The following is a 19,381-nucleotide window of genomic DNA, read 5'->3' as shown; positions in this document are numbered from 1 at the left end:
CGTGTTCAAGGTCCATCGCGCGTCTTCTTGATCACCTCGACTTCTGGGTGGACCGTGTGGACCCGGTGGACCGGGCCGGGCGGTCGCGGCCGACCGACAACCGGGCCGGGGTGTAGGGGACGTAAGCCGCCCCGCCCAGGCCGAGCGCGGTGGCGGAGCGCTGGAGCGCGGCCGGGGTGGCGGCGTCGTCCCAGTGGCCGGTGCTGACGCGGTGCTCGAGCGCGTGCAGGGCGGCCACGGTCTCGGCGGTGGTGAACGTGCAGTGGCCCTGCCGCTCGATGAACGCCTGCCGCAGCAGCGCGCCGTCGCCGGAGGCCCGCACCCGGGCGGCGAAGCGGTTCTCCTGCTCCACCGGGACCAGGTTGTCGGCGGTGGTGTGGATGTCGAGCAGGGGCACCTCGAGTCCCTGACCGGCGGAGGACGTCCGCTGCGCGGCGCGGACCGCGGCGGGATCGGCGGTGATCGTGGCGCCCTCGGTCAGTGTGCGCAGGTCGGCGCGCAGGTCGAGACCGGCCGTCTTGTAGAGGGCGTGGACCTGGGGTGCGTGCTGTGAAGCGGCGAGCAGGCCGGTGTAGTCGACGCCCCGGTTCCAGGAGTTGTTGCCGCCGGCCGACTGTTCCATGGCGAAGCGGCCGCCCTCGACGAACCCCAGGATGCCCTGCGCGAACCACACGTACTGCTGCTCCTGCTGACCCGCCCAGTCGGTCGGGGCGGGCCGGTCCTTCCCGGGCGCCCAGGCGGGCAGGTTGAGGAAGGCGGCGGCCAGCGCGATCCGGGCGCGGCCCTGCGGGGTGGCCTGGGCGGCGACGACCGCCTTGGTGAGGAGGTCGGCGGTGGCGGAGGCGTCGGCGGAGGTGCCGAACCGTACGAGTCGCACCTCCTGTCCGGGCAGCAGCAGACGGGCGAGGGTGTACTCGGCGTCCAGCTGGTAGTTGTCCAGATCCGTGCCGCCCGCGACCAGCCCGCACTGGCCGAGGGCGCCGTCGATGCGCCCGCCGCCGTCCCGGGCGATCTGCGCGTTGACGAGTCCGCCCATGGACTGGCCGACGGCCAGCGTGCGCCGCGGTGCGCCGATCTGCGCGGTGACGGCGTCGAGGGCGGCGAACTGGTCTCGTTCGGCGCTGTTCAGGGCCCACATCGAGCCGTTGGGGTCGTACGACGAACCGGCCATCGCATAGCCCTGGGCGAGCAACTCGGTGCGTACGGCGTCGGTGGGGGCGTCCCTGGCGACGGTGGGGCCGAAGCCGTGGCTGAACAGCAGCAGGGTGCCGTTCCAGTCGTCGGGGACGTCAGCGATCCAGGTGGCGCCGTCGGCGAGGGCGCCGGTGAGGTGGCCGCTGACCGCCGGGCCCGCCTGTCCGGCCTCGGCGGCCTCGGCGGCCTGCGAGGGGAGGGTGGTGAGAGTCGCGGACGCCAGAGTGGCCAGAGCGGCGAGGGCGATGCGAAGACGCGTGCGGGACGTACGGGTGCTGGGGGACGTACGGGAATCGAAGGACGTAAGGGAGTCGCGGAACGTACGGGAATCGCGGGACGTACGGGCGAGGCGAGTGCTGGCAGGCATCGTGGCGGCTCCTTGTGGGGGGGGTGCGGGACGGGTGGGGGCGGGCCCGGAGCGGAGTCTCAGTGCACTGAACGAAGCGTCGAGGAATGTAGGGCATATTTCTTGCGCCAGTCAAGGGAATGCACAACTTAAAGCCACCGACCGACCTGTCCGACTTGGCCCACCGGGCCACCGACCCACCGGCCCCACTCGGTCGAGCGCGTCTTCCGGGCCACCGGGCCCAATCGGTCTAGCGCGTCTGCCGGGCCTGCGCCGTGAGGAAGTCGCGCTGCCGACCGCGATCGGTACGGACTACTGCACCCCGATCGAACAGGGTCGCCCGCAGGCGGCCGCCCCGCTGCCGACCGAACTCGCGCGGGCGCTCCGGCTGACCGAGGACCAACGCGCCCGTCTCTTCGAGCGCGTGAGGCGGAACGGTGGAATCGGATCGGATCGGATCGTCGCGGTGTCGCTCACGAACCGGTACGAGTGTGGCCGGTGGTGCAGGACTTCCCGCGTTCCTCGTGCACCGGCGCCCCCGACGCGAGCCCGCCGGGGTACGAGGAACGCGCCGCGCGTTAGAGGAGTCCGAGGTCGCGGAGTTCCTTGTGCAGATCGCCACGCGGGTTGTCGGCGGGTGCCGGAAGCTCGCCGCGCCCGGCGGGTCCCGCGCCGGTACCGACAGGCCGGGCCTCTCCGGCTGGAGGGCGCCGGTCGCGGAAGAGCCACGCCCCCACCACTCCGCCGATCAGCCCGCCGAGGTGTCCCGCCCAGCTCACACCCGGTGTCCCCGGCACGGCCACGGTGAGCAGGTAGGCGAAGGAGGCCGCCATGACGACACCGATCAGCGTGTCGATCAGGTGCCGGTCGAAGAGTCCGCGCACGACGACGTAGCCGAAGTACCCGAAGACCAGACCGCTGGCACCGACTGTCTCCGCGTCGCCCTGTTCGAGGAACCAGATGGTGAGCCCGCTGGTCGCCGCTACGAGCAGGCTCAGTCCCAGGAAGCGGGCCACCCCCCGGTAGGCGGCGAGGAATCCGAAGACGAACAGCGGGCCGGAGTTGCTCTCGATGTGCGCCCAGTTCCAGTGCAGGAAGGGCGCGGTGAGGATGTGGGGCAACGTACCGAGGTCGCCCGAGACCACTCCGTAGTCCCGCGAGAGTGCGTACTCGTCGGCGAAGTTGGCCAGTTGTACCAGCCACACGACAGCCAGCAGACCGAGCACCACGAAGAACGCCTTCCGCGCCTCCGCGACCATCCGCTCGGCGCCGGCCGGTGCTCTGCCGGACCTCCCCGACCCACTCATGACGGCTCCCTCCCCGGCGGACCCCTCCGCGCCCTCGCGCACTCTACGCAGTGCGACCTGGCAGTTCGAGGGAGATGTGCGGGGACATCGCGCGCAGGAAGTCGAGGGCGTCGAAGATCCTGCCCGCGGAGGCGACGCCGGTCGTGCGGGTGCGGCCGGTGAGGATGCGGTGGACCGCCTCCACCGCGAGCGGCGCGCTGACGGCGTAGATGTCGCGGCCGCTCGCCACGGCGCGCCGTTCGGTGCCGCCGGCGCGTACGACGGCGTCGACGAGGAAGGTCTGGTCGGACCGGCCGTCCCCGTCGGTCGCGGTCGGCGCCGTCGTGTCCGGGGCCGAGAGGTCCTCGGCCGCCTCCCTCGTCATGTGCGTGCGTACCTCGGGGACGGCGAGGTGGCTGGGGACGGTGACCACGTCGGCCATCGTGAACTCCCCGACGACCTCCCTGGTGCCCATCGGCTCGGGGAAGGGCCACTTCAGCAGCGTCGGCCCGTCGTCGTGGTACGTCAGCCGCCCGTCCGTGTAGCGGACGCGCCGGCCGCCGCGCCGCTCCCGGGAGACCGTCCCGGCCGTGCGGGTACCGGGGGTGGGGCGCCAACTGCTCAGTCCGTACGCGATGTCCGCCTCGTCGGCCGCCGTCCAGTCCCCCATCGCGGCGTGACCAGCAGGTCGCCGAGGCCGCCGTAGAACGCCATCGCGGGGACGATCACCGCTCCCGCCGTGCGGGCCGGTTCCGCGAAGTGCGTGAACGTGTCGAGGTTGGCCTCGATCTCGGCCGCCACGTCGACGTACGGGACCCCGGCGCGCAGTGCCGCCTCGATCACCGGAGCGGCGGTGACGGCGAAGGGACCGGCGCAGTTGATCACGGCGTCCACGCCGTCCAGGGCCCGGTCGAGCGAGGCGGGGTCGTCGACCGACGCGGGCCGGGCCTCGAGTCCGGGGGCGGACGCCGCCAGTGCCCGCAGATTGCCGGCGTCGCGGCCGGAGAGGACCGGGACGAACCCGCGCGCCCGCAGCTGTGCCACGACGAAGCGTCCGGTGTGTCCGTACGCACCGAACACCGTCACCACCCGCCCCTGCCCCTGCCCCCTGCCCTGCCTCTGGTCCTGTCCCTGTCCCTGGTGTTGTCCCATGGTTCTCCCCCGTGCTGCTCGACCGGTCCGATGAGGACAGCCTGGCAACGGTGGGTGCCCCGGTGTGAGTGTCCGGAACGACGTACCCCGTACAGTTTCGGACATGGGTACTGTCGCGCTGGCCCTCACCGAGGGCATGCTGCACTTCGAACTGTCCATGGCGTACGAGGTGTTCGGCGCCGCTCCGGTCGGCGTGACCGTCCCCTGGTACGACGTCGAGGTCTGCGGGTCGGACGCCGTGCGGCTCGGCCGGTTCCGGCTGGAGCCGGACCAGGGGCTCGACCGCCTCCGGCAGGCCCACACCGTGATCGTCCCCGGCTGGGCGGACGTCGACGTGGAGCCGCCCGCCGAACTCGTCGACGCGGTACGGGCGGCCCACGAGGCGGGGGCGCGGGTGGCCTCCCTGTGCACGGGTGCCTTCGTACTGGCCGCCGCCGGTCTGCTGGACGGCAGGCGCGCGACCACACACTGGGCGCACACCGAGGTCCTGGCCGCCCGTCACCCACGGGTGGAGGTGGATCCGGACGTGCTCTACGTGGACAACGGCAGCGTCCTCACCTCCGCGGGCAAGGCCGCCGCGATGGACCTGTGCCTGCACCTCGTCCGTCTCGACCACGGCTCGTCGGTCGCCAACGCCGTCGCCCGCCGCCTGGTGGTGCCGCCGCACCGGGCCGGCGGCCAGGCCCAGTTCGTCGCCGCGCCGGTGCCCCCCAGCGACGACCACCCGCTCACCGCGCTGTTCCCCTGGGTGATCGAACGCCTCGACCGGCCACTCACCGTGGAGGATCTGGCGCGCCAGGCCCGGATGAGTTCACGCCATCTGGGCCGCCACTTCAGGGCGGTGACCGGCACCACTCCGCTGCGCTGGCTGCTGACCCAACGGATCCGCCGCGCCCAGGAGTTGCTGGAAACCACCGACGAGGTCGTCGACGCCATCGCCACAGCCACCGGCATGGGTACCGCCACCACGCTGCGCCGGCACTTCAACCGCACGGTCGGCGTGCCCCCTGACACCTACCGCCGGACCTTCCGCTCCGGAGCGCCGAAGTAGCGGCGGAGCGGACCTCGCACATCAGGCACCGAACACCGGACATCAACCGTCAGGCATCGACCGTCATCAGACAGGGGACGTACGCAGTGCCCGGCGGGTGGGGAGCCCGACTCGCTCACGGCGTCGCCGAACTGCTGGTACTGCCACACGGAGGTTCGCGCACGCGGGCGCGCCCGGACCATGGAGGACCGGGCGCGCGGCGTGGATATGGGTGGGTCAGTGGCGGTCGCCGCCGTGGTCGTTACCGTCGTGGCGGTTGCCGCCGTGCTCGTTGCCGTCGTGACGGTTGCCGGCGTGCTCGTTGCCGTCGTGACGGTTGCCATCGTGACGGTTGCCGCCGTGGTCACCGTGGCGGTCGCCGTCGTGACGGTTGCCGTCGTGGCGGCCGTCGTGGCGGTTGCCGTCGTGGCGGCCGTCGTGGCGGCCGTCGTGGTCACCGTGGCGGTTGCCACCGTGGTCGTTGCCACCGTGGTGGTGCCAGTTGTGGCCCCACGACTCGTCGTCGACGAAGCGGCCGTGGTCGTTGCGCAGGGTGGCGGTGTCGGAGCGGTTGTCCCAGATCTCCCTGTTGCGGTCCTGGAAGAGGTCCCGACGGGTGTCGCGGCCCTCACCGGTGTGGATGCGGACCGTGGCGCGGCCCTCGAGGCGGTAGTGGTGGAAGGTGTAGCTGCGGCCGTCCTCGTTCCGGAGGGTCCAGCCGTCGAGGTTGACGTCGTGGCGCGTGGTGTTGGTGAGTTCCACCCACTCCTCGTTCAGCGACCTGCGGGAGCGGTCGTCACGTCCCGGGGCGTCGTACTGAACGGCGCTGATCTTCACCTCGGGGCGGTTGTCCGGACGGTGGTCGGACGCGGACGCCGGCAGCGCCACCGCCCCGACGAGAGCACCGGCCGCGAAGGTGGCGGCGGCCAGACGACGAGCGGTGACAGAAGCGGAAGTGGACAAAGAATTCCCCTGGCTGTACGGGCACCCTCCCGCGGCGGCCTTCGTGGCGCCGTGGGTGTCGGTGCGATGTGCGGGTGCGGTCGGCTGGCCGCACCCACACTCTGTCCACGGAGGGCGGGAGATGAGGGGGAAACAGGGCGTGTGTTACCTGTTGTCCATATCTCTGTGACTCTCGGCTGTAACGTCCATTCAAGCGGCAGGTGTCCCAAGTTGACGCCTGAACAGACCGCGGCCCTTTGCGGGAGTTGAGCGGTGCGGTCCGGACGCCATGCCACGCCACCCCATCGCGAATCGGCCCGTCACCCGAAAGTGGGTAACGGCCGACGGCGGCGTCCGGGCGGCCACAGGTGGGCCGAGGCGGCCACAGGTGGCTAGAGGTAGTCCTCGAGGCGGGCGATCGTGAAGCCCTGTTCCTGGATGTGGCGCAGCAGATTCACCGTCATCCCGGTCATCGTCGTGCCCTTGAGCTCCGACGGCCCGCGGAAGTGCGCCAGGATGATGTCGCCCGGGTGGAGCTTCTTGTCGCCGCGCTGGTACTGCATGTTCTTGATCTGCATGGACTCACGCCACAGGACGATCGCCTCGAGACCGCAGGAAGCGGCGGCGGCCCGGGTGTCCTCGTTCCAGTTGCCGTACGGCGGGCGGAACAGCCGGGGCGCGGTGCCGTATCGATCCTTCAGCTTGGTCTGCTGGCCGCAGATCTCCTGCTTCTGAGCGGCCGCGCCCAGGGTGCGGAGGTTGGGATGGGTCAGCGTGTGGTTCTGGACGCCGTCGCCGAAGGCCTGGAGCTTCTTGAAGTAGCCGTAGTCGGAGCTGATGGCCGAGTCCGTCAGGAACATCGTGAAGGGGATCTTCAACTCCCGCATCATCGTCACGAACCGCGGGTCCTTCTCCGCCCCGTCGTCGAAGGTCAGAAAGACGATCTTCTCCTGGGTGGGTATCTCACTGATCACCGGTATTCGGCCGCCGGCAGCCGGAAGTCTGACCGGCTTGGCGGCGGGTGCGGCGGGTGGAGCGGTCAGCGGCTCGATGCCCCACTTGCGGTACGCGGCCTCGACGCCCGCCTGCCCGCCCGCGTCGCCGCGGGGCGTCTGCGTCGGCGACGCGGAGCGGGACGGTGAGGCGGGACGGCGGGACTCCGCCGGGTGCTCGGCCCCGCAGCCCGTCGCGAGGCCCGTCGCGAGCAGGACGCAGGCCAGCGCCGCTCCCCTGATCCGCCTGTCCATCGTGTCCCACCCCATGTCATCCGGACGCCTCGACCTGTCACCTGGTTGATGTCGAACGGGCGTCCGAGGTTCCGCTCCGGATTGGACCATGAGCCGCACTGCCTACGTGCGGGCGGGCAGGGGGGCTGCACGCATGAAAGCGGGCACGCGGGCCGGCGGATCGGCGGGCTGACAGGCCGGCAGGCCGGCGGACGGGCGTACTGGTGTGCCGGCGGGCGCGGGATGATGGCCGGTATGCGCATCCGCATCGACGCCGTCGACCTGCCCGGCCTCACCCGACCGGCCTCCGCCGACGGCAAGGTCCCCGCCCACGGCAACCTGCACGTCGCCGTGCAACGCCGTGACCGTCCGGCCGAACTCCTCGAGCCGCAGCCGGCCGACGCGCCGTCCGCGACCTGGACGCTGGAGTGCACCACGAGCGCCTCGCCGGCCGGCACCGAGGTCAGGGGGCCCTATGTCCAGGACCGTCTGGGGCGGCGGTTCGTCTATCTGTCGTGGGGCACGGTCGACGAGTCGGGCGTCTTCACGATGTTCCGCCGCGCCAAGCTCATGCTCGACGCCGTCCCCGCCGACGTACTCGCGGCCGCCGCACGCGAAGGTCTGCTGGTCGGACGTCTCGGTCTGACCGACGCGCAGGGCGGGCCCCTGTGCGCACGCGTCGAGCCCCCGCACATCACCTGGACCGCCGAACGCGCCGACTAGGACCTGCCCGGCCGCGACCCGCAGAAGGTGGTCGGCCACGGACAGTGGGCGACCGGAGCCGGACGGGATGTCTGCGGCTTGGCTACGCTTGGCGTTAAGCGCCCATTGCGGGGCAATGGCGGACAAATGTCCAAGTGTCCAAAGGAACCGAAGATGGGTCTCGGTGCCGGCCCTCCGGCCGTGAAGCGCAGGTCCTTCACCCGTGCGTCCGTGGCGGTCGCGGTCGCCGTCGGCCTCGTGCTGGCCGGAGCCTGCGGTGGAGGCGGAGGAGACGGCGACGGGGACGGGGACGGGGACGGGAGTCTTTCGGTCGGGGTGCTGCTCCCGGGCGGCGGGGCCTCACGGTTCGGGCAGTTCGACGGGCCGCTGATCGAGAAGCAGCTCAAGCGGCTGTGCCCCGACTGTCCGGCGCCGACCATCGCCGCCACATCCGACCCGGCGGTCCAGCGGCAGCAGCTCGAGTCCATGATCACCAGACGGGTGGACGTCCTGGTCCTCGCCGCCGTCGACCCCCAGTTGCTGCGCCCGTCGGTCGAGGCCGCGCACCGGGCCGGTATCCCGGTCGTCGCCTACGACCGGCTCGCACAGGGCCCGATCTCCGGTTACGTCACCTTCGACGGCACGACCGTCGGCAGGCTCCAGGGCGAGGCGCTCCTCAAGGCCATGGGCACGAAGGCGCGCGGCGGACAGATCGTCATGATGAACGGCGCGACGACCGACCCCAACGCCGGCTGGTTCAAGCGGGGAGCGCTCTCCGTCCTCCAGGGCAAGGTGAAGATCGGCAAGTCGTACGACACCGTCGGGTGGCGGCCGGAGAACGCCTTCGTCAACATGACCCGCGCCATCGCCGCCCTGGGCGCGGGCGACATCGACGGCGTGCTGGCCGCCAACGACAGCCTCGCCGGCGCCGTGGTCGCGGCCCTCAACGCCGCCGAGGTCAGGCCTCTTCCTCCGATCACCGGCCAGGACGCCGACCTCGCGGGCGTACGGCGCATCGTCAGGGGCGACCAGTACATGACCGTGTACAAGCCCTTCGAGCCGGCGGCCACCGCCGCCGCCAAGATGGCCGTCGCCCTGGGACGCGGCCGGACGGTCGGATCCATCGCCACCGGCACCGTCGACAGCGCCACCACCAAGAACATCCCGGCGGTCCTGCTCCCGTCGGTCCCGGTGACCGTCGGCAACATCAAGGGCACTCTGGTGAAGGACGGTATGTACACCATCGACCAGATCTGCACCCCTGCGCTCAGGTCCGCCTGCGCCAAGGCCGGACTCACCCGATGAGGAGGTGGACCCGTGCCGGTTCAGCCCCTGCTGGCGCTGCGCGGCGTCTCCAAGCGGTTCGCCGCCGTACAGGCACTGGCGGACGTCGAGCTGGAGATCAGGGCCGGGGAGGTGGTCGCCCTGATGGGCGACAACGCCGCCGGTAAATCCACGCTGGTCAAGGTGATCTCGGGAGTCGGTCCCGCGGACAGGGGCGTCATCGAGTGGCAGGGCAGCGCCGTCCAGATCAGGCGGCCCCAGGACGCCCAGGCGCTGGGGATCTCGACCGTCTACCAGGACCTCGCGATGTGCGGCAATCTCGATGTCGTCGGCAATCTCTTCCTCGGCCGGGAGATCCACCGGTTCGGCATCCTCGACGAGGTGGAGATGGAGCGCCGCACCCGCGAGCTGCTGAAGACCCTGTCCATCCGCATCCCCGACGTGCGGGTGCCGCTCGCCACACTGTCCGGCGGCCAGCGGCAGGTCGTCGCGATCACCCGCTCGTTCCTCGGCGCGCCCCGGCTCGTCCTGCTCGACGAACCCACCGCCTCGCTGGGCATCGAGCAGACAAGCCAGCTCCTCGACCTCATCGAGGAGCTGCGCGACCGGGGCCTCGGGGTGCTGCTCATCAGCCACAACATGGGGGACATCAAGGCCGTCGCCGACCGGGTCGCCGTCCTGCGCCTCGGCCGCAACAACGGCGTCTTCGACGTGCCCACCACCTCCCAGGAACAGATCGTCTCCTCCATCACCGGCGCGGCGGACAACGCCGTGGCGCACCGCACGACCCGCCCGGAGGAAGCATGGCCCTGAGGGGGAGGAGGAACCGGACCCACGCCGCCGACACCGCACCCGGCGCCGATTCCACGCACAGCACCGACACCGCACCCGACGCCGATTCCACGCACAGCACCGACACCGCGCACCACACCGGTTCCGAGATGTCCGCCGACCCGGGCCGCGACGGACGCCGGTGGCCCGCCGGACGGCTCAGGGTGCCCGCCGGACGGCTCGGGGCGTACGCCGGTGCGGTGCGCCGCAGGCTGCACGAGGACGGGCTCGGCCCCGCCCCGGTCCTGCTCGCTCTCGCCGTGACCTGGGCGGTCTTCCAGGCCCTCAACGAAAACTTCCTCTCGCCGCGCAACCTGTCCGTCCTCGGCGTGGACATCGTGGGGACCGGAATGGTCGCCGTCGGCATCGTCTTCGTCCTGCTGATCGGCGAGATCGACCTGTCGGTGGGCTCGCTCGCCGGCCTCGCGGGTGCCCTGTTCGCGGCGCTGAACGTGAACCTCGGGATGCCCGAGTGGCTCGCCGTGGTCATCGCGGTGCTGGGCGGTGCGGCCGCCGGGGCCGTCCAGGGGTTCTCCTTCGCGAGGATCGGCGTGCCCGCGTTCGTCGTCACCCTCGCGGGTCTGCTGGTCTGGAACGGCGTGATGCTCTACCTGCTGGGACCGGACAGCTCCATCAACTTCAGCGAGGACGGGCTGGTCGCCACGCTGACCAGCCGCTACTTCGGCTCCGCCGTCGCGGTCTACGGGCTTGCGGCGCTCTGCACGGCCGCGTACCTCCTCGTCTCGCAGCACGACCGCAGGCGCCGGAGCGCCGCCGGGATGCCGTGCCGGCCGATAAGCGAGATCTGGGCGCGGACGGCTCTGCTCGCGGTGGTCGCGTTCACCGCCGTCTACGTGCTGGGCCGGTTCGAGGGGCTGCCGCTGGCGCTGCTGATCTTCCTGGGGGTCGTCGTCGCCTCGGACCTCTTCCTGCGCCGCACGCCGTACGGCCGGCAGGTCCTCGCGCTGGGCGGCGGTGCGGAGGCGGCCCGCAGGTCCGGCGTCGACGTGGCGCGCGTGCGGATCTCGGTGTTCATCGTGTCGGGCACCCTGGCCGCGGTCGGCGGCCTGTTCATCGCGTCGCGTCTCACCTCGGCGAGCCAGATCTCGGGCAACGGGATGCTGCTCATCAACGCCATCGCCGCGGCCGTCATCGGCGGCACCAGTCTGTTCGGCGGACGCGGCTCGCCCTGGTCCGCGCTGCTGGGGGTGCTGATCATCCAGTCGATCGGCTCGGGCATGGCACTGCTGGGGGTCGAGCCCCCGATCCAGCTCATGATCACCGGTGGGGTGCTGTTCACCGCGGTGGTCTTCGACTCCCTGACGCGGCGCGCCGCCGAATCGCGCGGACGGATCTGAGAGCCGCCAGGACCGGAAGGACCGCCGGACCAGAGGATCGTCCGGCCCGAAGGATCGTGCGCACCGGAAAGATCGGTGAAGTTCCGAAACATTCGGACGTCAGGGGGCCGGTCATTTGATCTTGCATTTACCGATCTCACTTCGGCGAACTGCCCGAATTGCGCTCCCCCTAACTCTGAGCAGCGGGAATTCACTCTCACACACCCACCTGGGGCTTCGAATGTTTCGAAGTGAAAACCGAAAGTATTGACAGTTGTCGTGGCCCGGCCAACACTGACGCCGTCATCGGCCTCATGAGGACGAGGAGGAAGCACACCCATGAATCCCGCACCCGCACAGCGACTCAGGCTGCTCATCAGCGGTGTCTGCACCATGCTGCTGGTCGCCGTGGCCGCGCTGACCCTGCCCGGCACCGCGCACGCCGACACGGTCGTCACCACGAACCAGACCGGCACGAACAACGGCTACTACTACTCGTTCTGGACCGACTCGCCGGGCACGGTCTCCATGAACCTCGGCTCCGGCGGCGGCTACGGCACCTCATGGAGCAACACCGGGAACTTCGTCGCCGGCAAGGGCTGGAGCACCGGCGGACGCAGGAGCGTCACCTACTCGGGCTCCTTCAACCCGTCCGGCAACGCCTACCTGGCTCTCTACGGGTGGACGTCGAACCCGCTCGTGGAGTACTACATCGTCGACAACTGGGGCACCTACCGGCCCACGGGCACGTTCATGGGCACCGTCACCAGCGACGGCGGTACGTACGACATCTACAGGACGACCCGGTACAACGCCCCCTCCGTCGAGGGCACCCGCACCTTCGACCAGTACTGGAGCGTCCGCCAGTCGAAGAGGACGGGTGGCACCATCACCACCGGCAACCACTTCGACGCCTGGGCCCGCGCCGGAATGACCCTGGGCAGCTTCAGCTACTACATGATCCTCGCCACCGAGGGCTACCAGAGCAGCGGCAACTCCAACATCACGGTGGACGGCACCGGTTCGGGCGGCGGCACCGGCGGTGGCGGAACCGGTGGCTGCACCGCGGCCCTGTCCGCGGGCCAGCAGTGGAGCGACCGGTACAACCTCAACGTCGCCGTCACCGGATCCAGCAACTGGACCGTCACGATGAACGTGCCCTCCCCGGCGAAAGTCCTCTCCACCTGGAACACCAGCGCCAGTTACCCCAGCGCCCAGGTGCTGACCGCCAAACCCAACGGCAGCGGCAACACCTTCGGCGTCACCATCCAGACCAACGGCAACTGGACCTGGCCGACGGTCTCCTGCACCGCGAGCTGACCCCACACCCCGCCCCAGGCCGGAGGAGCACCCCGTATGAGCACCGGACCACAACTCTCTTTACGCGCCCTGGTCACGAGGCTGGTCGTCGTCGCGACGGCCGCCGCGTGCACCCTCACCGTCCAGGCCGCCGCCCCGGCACAGGCCGCCACCTGCAACGGGTACGTCGGGCTCACCTTCGACGACGGCCCGGGCAGCACCACGACGGCCCTGCTCAACGCCCTCACCCAGAACGGGCTGCGGGCCACGATGTTCAACCAGGGCCAGTACGCCGCCGCCAACCCGTCCCTGGTCCGGGCCCAGGTGAACGCCGGCATGTGGGTCGGCAACCACAGCTACACCCACCCACACCTGACGCAGCTCGGCCAGGCGCAGATCGACTCGGAGATCTCCCGGACCCAAGCGGCCGTCTCCGGCGCGGGCGGCGGGACTCCGGTGCTGTTCCGGCCGCCGTACGGCGAGACCAACGCGACCGTGAAGGCGGTCGAGGCCAAGTACGGGCTGACCGAGATCATCTGGGACGTCGACTCGCAGGACTGGAACAACGCGAGTACCGACGCGATCGTGCAGGCCGCCGCCCGGCTCACCAACGGCCAGGTCATCCTCATGCACGACTGGCCCGCCAACACGCTCGCCGCGATCCCGCGCATCGCGCAGGGTCTGGCCGCTCGCGGTCTGTGCGCAGGCAGGATCTCCGCACAGACCGGCCGGGCCGTGGCCCCCGACGACAGCGGGGGCGGCGGTGGCGGCGGAACCGGTGGCTGCACCGCGGCCCTGTCCGCGGGCCAGCAGTGGAGCGACCGGTACAACCTCGACGTCGCCGTCACCGGATCCAGCAACTGGACCGTCACGATGAACGTGCCCTCCCCCGAGAAGATCATCGCCACCTGGAACACCAGCGCCACCTACCCCAGCGCCCAGGTGCTGACCGCCAAACCCAACGGCAGCGGCAACACCTTCGGCGTAACCATCCAGACCAACGGCTCCTGGACCTGGCCGACGGTCTCCTGCAGCGCGACCTGACCCGCGAGTATCTGTTCTCGCGAAGTGAGAAATAGGCGGAACGCGCGATGAGCATTTCTCGGCCGACAGACGGAGCGTAATTACCGGTCACGCAACGTTGATCTCGGCATGCTACTGTCTTTCGAAGTTGCAGTTGTGGTTGCCAGAAGGTTTTTTCCGACGGGGTGATCATCACGGCGACCGGACTCCGCGCAGTGCGGAATCCGAACACCGTTCCTGAAGGAGATTTAAAATGGCTGCTGGCACCGTGAAGTGGTTCAACGCGGAAAAGGGCTTCGGCTTCATCGAGCAGGACGGCGGCGGCCCCGACGTCTTCGCCCACTACTCGAACATCGCCGCCCAGGGCTTCCGTGAGCTCCAGGAAGGCCAGAAGGTTACCTTCGACATCGCGCAGGGCCAGAAGGGCCCGACGGCCGAGAACATCGTTCCCGCCTGACGCCCACGCAGACGCGGACGCAATAACTTCGCAGCTGGGGCCCGCACCTTGGGGTGCGGGCCCCAGCTTGCTGCTTTCCCACCGATCCACCCTGTGGCGCATTTCACCGTCGACCTGATTCGACGCCATCGCCTTTGGCCCGTTCTCGCGATTCTCTGCGCCGCACACCTGCCGCGGGAATTCCTTGATACGCGCCGACGCATCAAGGAAGGTTCGTATGAACCACGCACGCACGCATGCCCGTAGGAACGACCGCTTCACCGACCAGCGCACCCGGGGCGATCGCTCCGGCGCCCCGCGCCGCACCAACGGCGGCGGAGGCGGAGGCCGGCGGATGGCGCCCCAGGGCGAGTTCGCATTGCCGAAGACGATCACCCCCGCGTTGCCCGCCGTCGAGTCGTTCGCCGAACTGGACATGCCGGCGCGGCTGCTGGCCGCCCTGGGTCACGAGGGCGTGGCCATACCGTTCCCGATCCAGGCGGCGACCCTGCCGAACTCGCTCGCGGGCCGCGACGTACTCGGCCGTGGCCGCACCGGTTCGGGCAAGACCCTCGCCTTCGGCCTCCCGGTGCTGGCCCGCACCGCGGGCCGGCGCGCCGAGCCCCGGCAGCCGCTCGCGCTGGTCCTCGTGCCCACCCGTGAACTCGCGCAGCAGGTCACCGACGCGCTCGCCCCGTACGCCCGCTCCGTGGGGCTGCGGCTCGCGACCGTGGTCGGCGGGATGTCGATCGGCAGGCAGTCCAATGCGCTGCGGAACGGGGCGGAGGTCGTCGTGGCGACCCCGGGGCGGCTCAAGGACCTGATCGACCGGGGCGCCTGCCGACTGGACGCCGTCGACATCACGGTCCTCGACGAGGCCGACCAGATGGCCGACATGGGCTTCATGCCCCAGGTCACCGCCCTGCTCGACCAGGTGCGGACCGACGGGCAGCGGATGCTCTTCTCGGCGACCCTGGACCGCAACGTGGATCTGCTGGTCCGGCGCTACCTGACCGACCCGGTGGTCCACTCCGTCGATCCGGTGGCCGGCGCGGTCACCACGATGGAACACCACGTCCTCCATGTACACGGCGCCGACAAACAGCAGGCGACCACCGAGATCGCGGCACGGGACGGCCGGGTGATCATGTTCCTGGACACCAAGCACGCCGTGGACCGGCTGACCGAGCACCTGCTGCACAGTGGCGTCCGCGCCGCCGCCCTGCACGGTGGCAGGTCCCAGCCGCAGCGCACCCGGACCCTGGCCCAGTTCAAGGACGGCCACGTGACGGTGCTCGTGGCGACCAACGTCGCGGCCCGCGGCATCCACGTCGACAACCTCGACCTGGTCGTCAACGTGGACCCGCCGAGCGACCCCAAGGACTACCTGCACCGCGGCGGCCGTACGGCCCGGGCCGGCGAGTCCGGGAGCGTCGTGACCCTGGTGACCCCCGACCAGCGGCGGGGCATGACCCGGCTGATGGCCTCGGCCGGCATCAGCCCGCAGGTCACCCAGGTCCGTTCGGGTGAGGAGGAGCTGAGCCGCGTCACGGGCGCCCGCACGCCCTCCGGCGTCCCGGTCGTCATCACCGTGCCGGTCGCGGCCGTTCCCCGTCGCCGTGGATCGTCGTCTCCGTCTTCGTCGTCGTCCTCCTCGTCCTTCTCGTCCCGCGCCCGTGGGCGCCGCGGGCGTCCGGGCCAGGCTCGGACCGCCGCCAACCCGGCGGCCTGATCCCGGGCCCGGTCCGCACGGCCGTGAGGCACCCATCTGCGCAGGAGGCACAAGTGACAACGGTCCAGACGCACAGGGTCCGGACGCGGCAGCAGCATCAGGACGAGTCCGGGCCGCGGGTACGTGACGACATGACCGTCGAGGTGGCCCTGTCCGTCATGGCCGGTGCCCGCGTCGAGTACCTGCTCCTGTGTGACGGGGACGACCAGTTCACGGGCTCGGTCACCCGGGTCCAGCTCGCCGTTCTCCGCACCGGTGCCACGTACACTGACCGGCTCCGCCTGCGGGACGTCCCCACCGCACCGTTCCCGCCCTCGTCAGGCCCCTGCTCCTTCTCTCTGTGAGGCATCATGCGCTGTGTCATCGCCCGGTACCCGTTCGACCTCACCAAGGACGGCGTCATGGAATCGATGAAGGGCATCACGCCCGAACCCATCACGGGTGAGTCCGTGGTCATCAGCCGCCGCCGCTACCCCGTCAAGCAGGTGGGTGAGATCGTCACCCGCCAGGACCGCCGCGACTTCACCGGCGGGGAGATCGTCCGGGCCATGACCCGCCTCGGCTTCACGTGTCACGAGCACCCCCAGGCCACACCCGTCCAGGTTCTTACGCCGCTCCAGAACGCTTCGGCGCTGCTCGGTGCCCCCGGGGCGTGGGAGGCCTGACAGGCCGAAGCACCACACGAAGCACCCAGAAGCACCCAGAAGCACCCAGAAGTGAACAGAAGTAACTAGAAACACCCAGAAACACCCTGAGGGCCCTGCCGACGCGCGTCGGCAGGGCCCTCTTGGCGTGGTGCGAGCAATTACCTGCACCTCCGAAGGGGTGAAATCTATTCCCGTCAAGGTAGACATTGGCATGCAGCTTGGGTAGTGTTTTTTGCGTACGCACGACCAGCAGGTGGTCGGTTCAGAGGAAGGAAGGAAACGCAGACGCCATCAGGATCGCCCGGCCCGAGAAGCTTCCGGGTCCGGGTACCGCAAGGCCATGGATTGGAAGGTGGTCCCCGGTCACGCAGTCGCGATCCACGCGCCCCCGCCCGTTCGCCGGGCCCTGGCAGCGAAACAGAAGGTCGGCACAGCAGTAGGTCCGACCGATGGTGTTGAATTTCCCTTCGGGGCCCTGGTGCCGTACGGCACCAGGGCCCCTCGACGCGTTGCACAACGAGGTGACATGACAGCAGATATCCCGCTCGGTGGTCGTCTGGACGACGACGACTATCCCGCGTACACCATGGGCCGGGCCGCAGAGATGCTCGGCGCCACTCCGGGCTTCCTCAGGGCCATCGGCGAGGCCAAGCTGATCACGCCCCTCCGCTCGGAGGGCGGGCACCGGCGGTACTCGCGCTACCAGCTCCGGATCGCCGCCCGGGCGCGCGAGCTCGTCGACAAGGGCACCCCGATCGATGCCGCCTGCCGCATCGTCATCCTCGAGGACCAGCTCGAGGAGGCTCAGCGCATCAACGCCCAGTACCGCCGCGCGGCGGACGAGGCATCCGACAGCTCCAGCTGAGCGTTCGCGGCGAGCCGGCCCGGCAGCACGTCGCCCGGAAAAGTTTTCTCCTCACGTGTAAGAACTCGCGGCTCTCGACCATTTCCAGGTGAGAGAGCCGAACTGAGGAGAGGGTGCGTGAGCGACGTCCAGCGTTTCCGTGACTTGTACGAGGAGTGCCAGCCACGGGTGCTCGCCTATGCCTCGAGCCTGGTGGGCCGACAGGTCGGTGAAGACATCACCAGCGAGACCTTCACGGTCGCCTGGCGGAGGATGCGGGACGTTCCCGCGCCGCCGCTGCCGTGGCTGCTGCGGGTGACCCGCAACCTGACCCACGAGCTGCGGCGCCGCGACGGCAGGCAGTACGCGCTGGCCGTCGACGAGGCACAGCGGATCATCACCTCGGGTGCCCAGGTCGGCGACGTGGCCTCGGACGTGACCGAGCGCGCGGCAGCGCTGCAGGCGCTGGCCGGACTGTCCGCCGCCGATCGCGAACTTCTGACGCTGGTGGCCTGGAACGGCCTCGGCCCGAAGCAGGCCGCACGCGTCCTCGGGTGCTCCATCGCCACCTTCTCCGTCCGGTTGCACCGGGCCAGACGGCGGCTCGAGCGTGCCGTCGACGGGGCGGCGGCCGGGCTCTCTCGCGACACCCACCCGACAGTGACTGTGACTGCGAAGGAGCACTGACATGGCACGCAAGCGGCCTGATGTCATGAAGACCCTGGCCAAGGCGCGACCCGAGGAGCTGGACCCGGCCCGCCTGGCCGGTTCCGAACGCGCCCGGAACGACCTGTTCACCATCATGGCCGGGCCCCGCGAGACGCGGGAGGCCCCCGCTGCGGTACGGCAGTTCAGCTGGCGCTGGGCGCTGCCCGTCGCGGCGACGGCGGTGGCCGCCGCAGTGGTCGTCGGCACGCTGGCCGAGGGCACCGCGGGCTCCCAGGGGACCCGGACGAGCGCCGGGCCCTCCTCCACGGACGGCTCAGGGCAGGCCCCGGCGAACGGGCGGCTCGCGCTGCTGAACGTCGCCGCCCAGCTGGACCGCACGGCGAGCGAGGGAACGTACTGGCAGGTGACCACACGTTCGGCCTCGATCGGTGTGATCGCCGAACCCGCGTCGGGGTTCTCGGTCGTCTCCTCCGAGACGCAGCAGTACTCCTACGGGGTGAAGTCCGGCACGCCGAGTCTGTGGGTGTCCGGCATCGACGACTCCACGCAGCCCCGCACCGCACGCGACAAGCAGCGCTGGCAGGCCGCCGGGTCCCCGAAGGAGCTGACGCTCGCCGGTGGCGAGTCGGGCGGAAAGCTCGGTCTGCGCATCGAGTCGGCGGACGAGAACCGTCCGACGACGACCACGATCAACAGCGGTGACCGGATCGCCGCCCTCGGCGCACGCAATGTGACCTACGCGGACCTGCAGAAACTCCCGGGCGACCCCGCGAAGCTGAAGCAGGTCCTGGCGGACCTCTACAAGGAGGACCGCGGCAGCGAGATCTCCGACCCCACCGAGTGGACCTGGCAGCAGGCTGCGGGGCTGATCAACCTGCCGGTCAGGGACGAGGTCCGGGCCGCCGCGTACCGCGTCATCGCGGACCTGCCGGGCATCGTCTCGCTCGGCGAGGTCGCCGACCCGACGGGCCGCAAGGGCGCCGGCTTCGCCCTGCCCGCCATCAACACGCCCGACTACGGGGCCGTACGGTCGGAGCTGATCGTCGACGCCGGCACCGGCGCCCTGCTGGCCGAGCAGCGCACGGTGACGAAGCCGTCCACGGCGGCCGCCGCGGCGGGCATCACGGCGGGCACGCTGGTGGACTACTCCGCCACCGTCAAGGCGGAGTGGACCGACCGGCAGCCGACCGGCACGAAGTAACCGGTCGGGCCGGTCCCCGGACGCCCCGGGTGCGGAGCCGTGCCACCCCCGGCTAAGGGCATCGCTCAGGACATCGGGGCCGGGTATCGGGGGCCGGGCGCCTGCCGCGGTGCAGGGCGCCGGCGCACCAGCCGATGACCGTGGCGTCGACCAGCGCGCCGAACGCGCCGGCGACGAAGAGCACCCCGGCGGACACCTGC

17 protein-coding genes and 2 pseudogenes are annotated in these 19,381 nt (G+C 70.6%); 14 read left to right on the top strand and 5 right to left on the bottom strand.

The features are described from left to right. Positions 1-31 precede the first annotated feature (31 nt). From ACFWBB_RS16270 to ACFWBB_RS16260, 3 genes and pseudogenes are all read right to left on the bottom strand, one after another. Complete coding sequence (locus ACFWBB_RS16270) at positions 32-1,561, bottom strand: alpha/beta hydrolase (RefSeq protein ID WP_385271790.1); 1,530 nt, start codon at positions 1,559-1,561, stop codon at positions 32-34. Positions 1,562-2,118: 557 nt separating this feature from the next. Beyond that, complete coding sequence (locus ACFWBB_RS16265) at positions 2,119-2,847, bottom strand: rhomboid family intramembrane serine protease (protein ID WP_385271787.1); 729 nt, start codon at positions 2,845-2,847, stop codon at positions 2,119-2,121. A 43-nt stretch (positions 2,848-2,890) separates the two neighbouring features. Further along, positions 2,891-3,978: pseudogene (locus ACFWBB_RS16260) on the bottom strand (saccharopine dehydrogenase family protein). A 103-nt stretch (positions 3,979-4,081) separates the two neighbouring features. Here ACFWBB_RS16260 and ACFWBB_RS16255 point away from each other — a divergent pair. Then, a complete protein-coding gene (locus ACFWBB_RS16255; RefSeq protein WP_385271784.1) occupies positions 4,082-5,029 on the top strand; it encodes a helix-turn-helix domain-containing protein in 948 nt (315 codons plus the stop codon). 438 nt (positions 5,030-5,467) lie between these two features. On the opposite strand, the pseudogene ACFWBB_RS16250 reads toward ACFWBB_RS16255, so the two are convergent. Next, positions 5,468-5,971, bottom strand: a pseudogene (locus tag ACFWBB_RS16250) (lamin tail domain-containing protein); the annotation flags it as partial. Positions 5,972-6,342: 371 nt separating this feature from the next. After that, entirely contained in the window at positions 6,343-7,197 is an 855-nt protein-coding gene (locus tag ACFWBB_RS16245) for a polysaccharide deacetylase family protein (protein ID WP_385271781.1), read from the bottom strand. 234 nt (positions 7,198-7,431) lie between these two features. Between ACFWBB_RS16245 and ACFWBB_RS16240 the strand changes: the two genes are divergently transcribed. From ACFWBB_RS16240 to ACFWBB_RS16180, 13 genes are all read left to right on the top strand, one after another. Beyond that, positions 7,432-7,899 (top strand): DUF5990 family protein, encoded by a 468-nt coding sequence (locus tag ACFWBB_RS16240; RefSeq protein ID WP_385271779.1) that lies wholly within the window; start codon positions 7,432-7,434, stop codon positions 7,897-7,899. Positions 7,900-8,052: 153 nt separating this feature from the next. After that, positions 8,053-9,183 carry a sugar ABC transporter substrate-binding protein gene (locus tag ACFWBB_RS16235; RefSeq protein WP_385271776.1) on the top strand — a complete coding sequence of 377 codons (1,131 nt, stop codon included), beginning with the start codon at positions 8,053-8,055 and terminating at the stop codon, positions 9,181-9,183. Positions 9,184-9,195: 12 nt separating this feature from the next. Further along, entirely contained in the window at positions 9,196-9,975 is a 780-nt protein-coding gene (locus ACFWBB_RS16230; protein WP_385271773.1) for an ATP-binding cassette domain-containing protein, read from the top strand. Next, entirely contained in the window at positions 9,966-11,351 is a 1,386-nt protein-coding gene (locus ACFWBB_RS16225) for a sugar ABC transporter permease (protein WP_385271770.1), read from the top strand. The genes ACFWBB_RS16230 and ACFWBB_RS16225 overlap by 10 nt, the downstream gene beginning before the upstream one ends. 318 nt (positions 11,352-11,669) lie before the next feature. Then, entirely contained in the window at positions 11,670-12,650 is a 981-nt protein-coding gene (locus tag ACFWBB_RS16220; protein WP_385271767.1) for a glycoside hydrolase family 11 protein, read from the top strand. A 36-nt stretch (positions 12,651-12,686) separates the two neighbouring features. After that, complete coding sequence (locus ACFWBB_RS16215) at positions 12,687-13,673, top strand: polysaccharide deacetylase family protein (RefSeq protein ID WP_385271764.1); 987 nt, start codon at positions 12,687-12,689, stop codon at positions 13,671-13,673. Between the two features lie 232 nt (positions 13,674-13,905). Further along, complete coding sequence (locus ACFWBB_RS16210; RefSeq protein ID WP_020133169.1) at positions 13,906-14,109, top strand: cold-shock protein; 204 nt, start codon at positions 13,906-13,908, stop codon at positions 14,107-14,109. A gap of 217 nt (positions 14,110-14,326) precedes the next feature. After that, on the top strand, positions 14,327-15,820 hold the full coding sequence (locus ACFWBB_RS16205) for a DEAD/DEAH box helicase (protein WP_385271759.1): 1,494 nt from the start codon (positions 14,327-14,329) through the stop codon (positions 15,818-15,820). 53 nt (positions 15,821-15,873) lie between these two features. Then, entirely contained in the window at positions 15,874-16,164 is a 291-nt protein-coding gene (locus ACFWBB_RS16200; protein ID WP_385271756.1) for a CBS domain-containing protein, read from the top strand. 6 nt (positions 16,165-16,170) lie between these two features. Further along, positions 16,171-16,485 (top strand): SCO5918 family protein, encoded by a 315-nt coding sequence (locus tag ACFWBB_RS16195; RefSeq protein ID WP_385271753.1) that lies wholly within the window; start codon positions 16,171-16,173, stop codon positions 16,483-16,485. Between the two features lie 508 nt (positions 16,486-16,993). Beyond that, complete coding sequence (locus ACFWBB_RS16190; RefSeq protein WP_385271750.1) at positions 16,994-17,332, top strand: MerR family transcriptional regulator; 339 nt, start codon at positions 16,994-16,996, stop codon at positions 17,330-17,332. A gap of 117 nt (positions 17,333-17,449) precedes the next feature. Further along, positions 17,450-17,998, top strand: coding sequence for an RNA polymerase sigma factor (locus ACFWBB_RS16185; protein WP_385271747.1), 549 nt, complete (start codon positions 17,450-17,452; stop codon positions 17,996-17,998). Between the two features lies 1 nt (position 17,999). Next, positions 18,000-19,181 carry a CU044_5270 family protein gene (locus ACFWBB_RS16180; protein ID WP_385271744.1) on the top strand — a complete coding sequence of 394 codons (1,182 nt, stop codon included), beginning with the start codon at positions 18,000-18,002 and terminating at the stop codon, positions 19,179-19,181. The last annotated feature ends 200 nt before the right edge of the window (positions 19,182-19,381 follow it).

Origin of the sequence: Streptomyces sp. NPDC060000 (assembly GCF_042737375.1) — a bacterium.
Classification (GTDB): domain Bacteria; phylum Actinomycetota; class Actinomycetes; order Streptomycetales; family Streptomycetaceae; genus Streptomyces.
Note: the sequence above shows the minus strand (reverse complement) of the source record. Positions and strands in the feature narration are given on the sequence as shown.

Coding starts and splice junctions, on each gene's coding strand:
- ACFWBB_RS16270 (WP_385271790.1), bottom strand. CDS start 1,561: ATGCCTGCCAGCACTCGCCTCGCCCGTACGTCCCGCGATTCCCGTACG.
- ACFWBB_RS16265 (WP_385271787.1), bottom strand. CDS start 2,847: ATGAGTGGGTCGGGGAGGTCCGGCAGAGCACCGGCCGGCGCCGAGCGG.
- ACFWBB_RS16255 (WP_385271784.1), top strand. CDS start 4,082: ATGGGTACTGTCGCGCTGGCCCTCACCGAGGGCATGCTGCACTTCGAA.
- ACFWBB_RS16245 (WP_385271781.1), bottom strand. CDS start 7,197: ATGGACAGGCGGATCAGGGGAGCGGCGCTGGCCTGCGTCCTGCTCGCG.
- ACFWBB_RS16240 (WP_385271779.1), top strand. CDS start 7,432: ATGCGCATCCGCATCGACGCCGTCGACCTGCCCGGCCTCACCCGACCG.
- ACFWBB_RS16235 (WP_385271776.1), top strand. CDS start 8,053: ATGGGTCTCGGTGCCGGCCCTCCGGCCGTGAAGCGCAGGTCCTTCACC.
- ACFWBB_RS16225 (WP_385271770.1), top strand. CDS start 9,966: ATGGCCCTGAGGGGGAGGAGGAACCGGACCCACGCCGCCGACACCGCA.
- ACFWBB_RS16220 (WP_385271767.1), top strand. CDS start 11,670: ATGAATCCCGCACCCGCACAGCGACTCAGGCTGCTCATCAGCGGTGTC.
- ACFWBB_RS16215 (WP_385271764.1), top strand. CDS start 12,687: ATGAGCACCGGACCACAACTCTCTTTACGCGCCCTGGTCACGAGGCTG.
- ACFWBB_RS16210 (WP_020133169.1), top strand. CDS start 13,906: ATGGCTGCTGGCACCGTGAAGTGGTTCAACGCGGAAAAGGGCTTCGGC.
- ACFWBB_RS16205 (WP_385271759.1), top strand. CDS start 14,327: ATGAACCACGCACGCACGCATGCCCGTAGGAACGACCGCTTCACCGAC.
- ACFWBB_RS16195 (WP_385271753.1), top strand. CDS start 16,171: ATGCGCTGTGTCATCGCCCGGTACCCGTTCGACCTCACCAAGGACGGC.
- ACFWBB_RS16190 (WP_385271750.1), top strand. CDS start 16,994: ATGACAGCAGATATCCCGCTCGGTGGTCGTCTGGACGACGACGACTAT.
- ACFWBB_RS16180 (WP_385271744.1), top strand. CDS start 18,000: ATGGCACGCAAGCGGCCTGATGTCATGAAGACCCTGGCCAAGGCGCGA.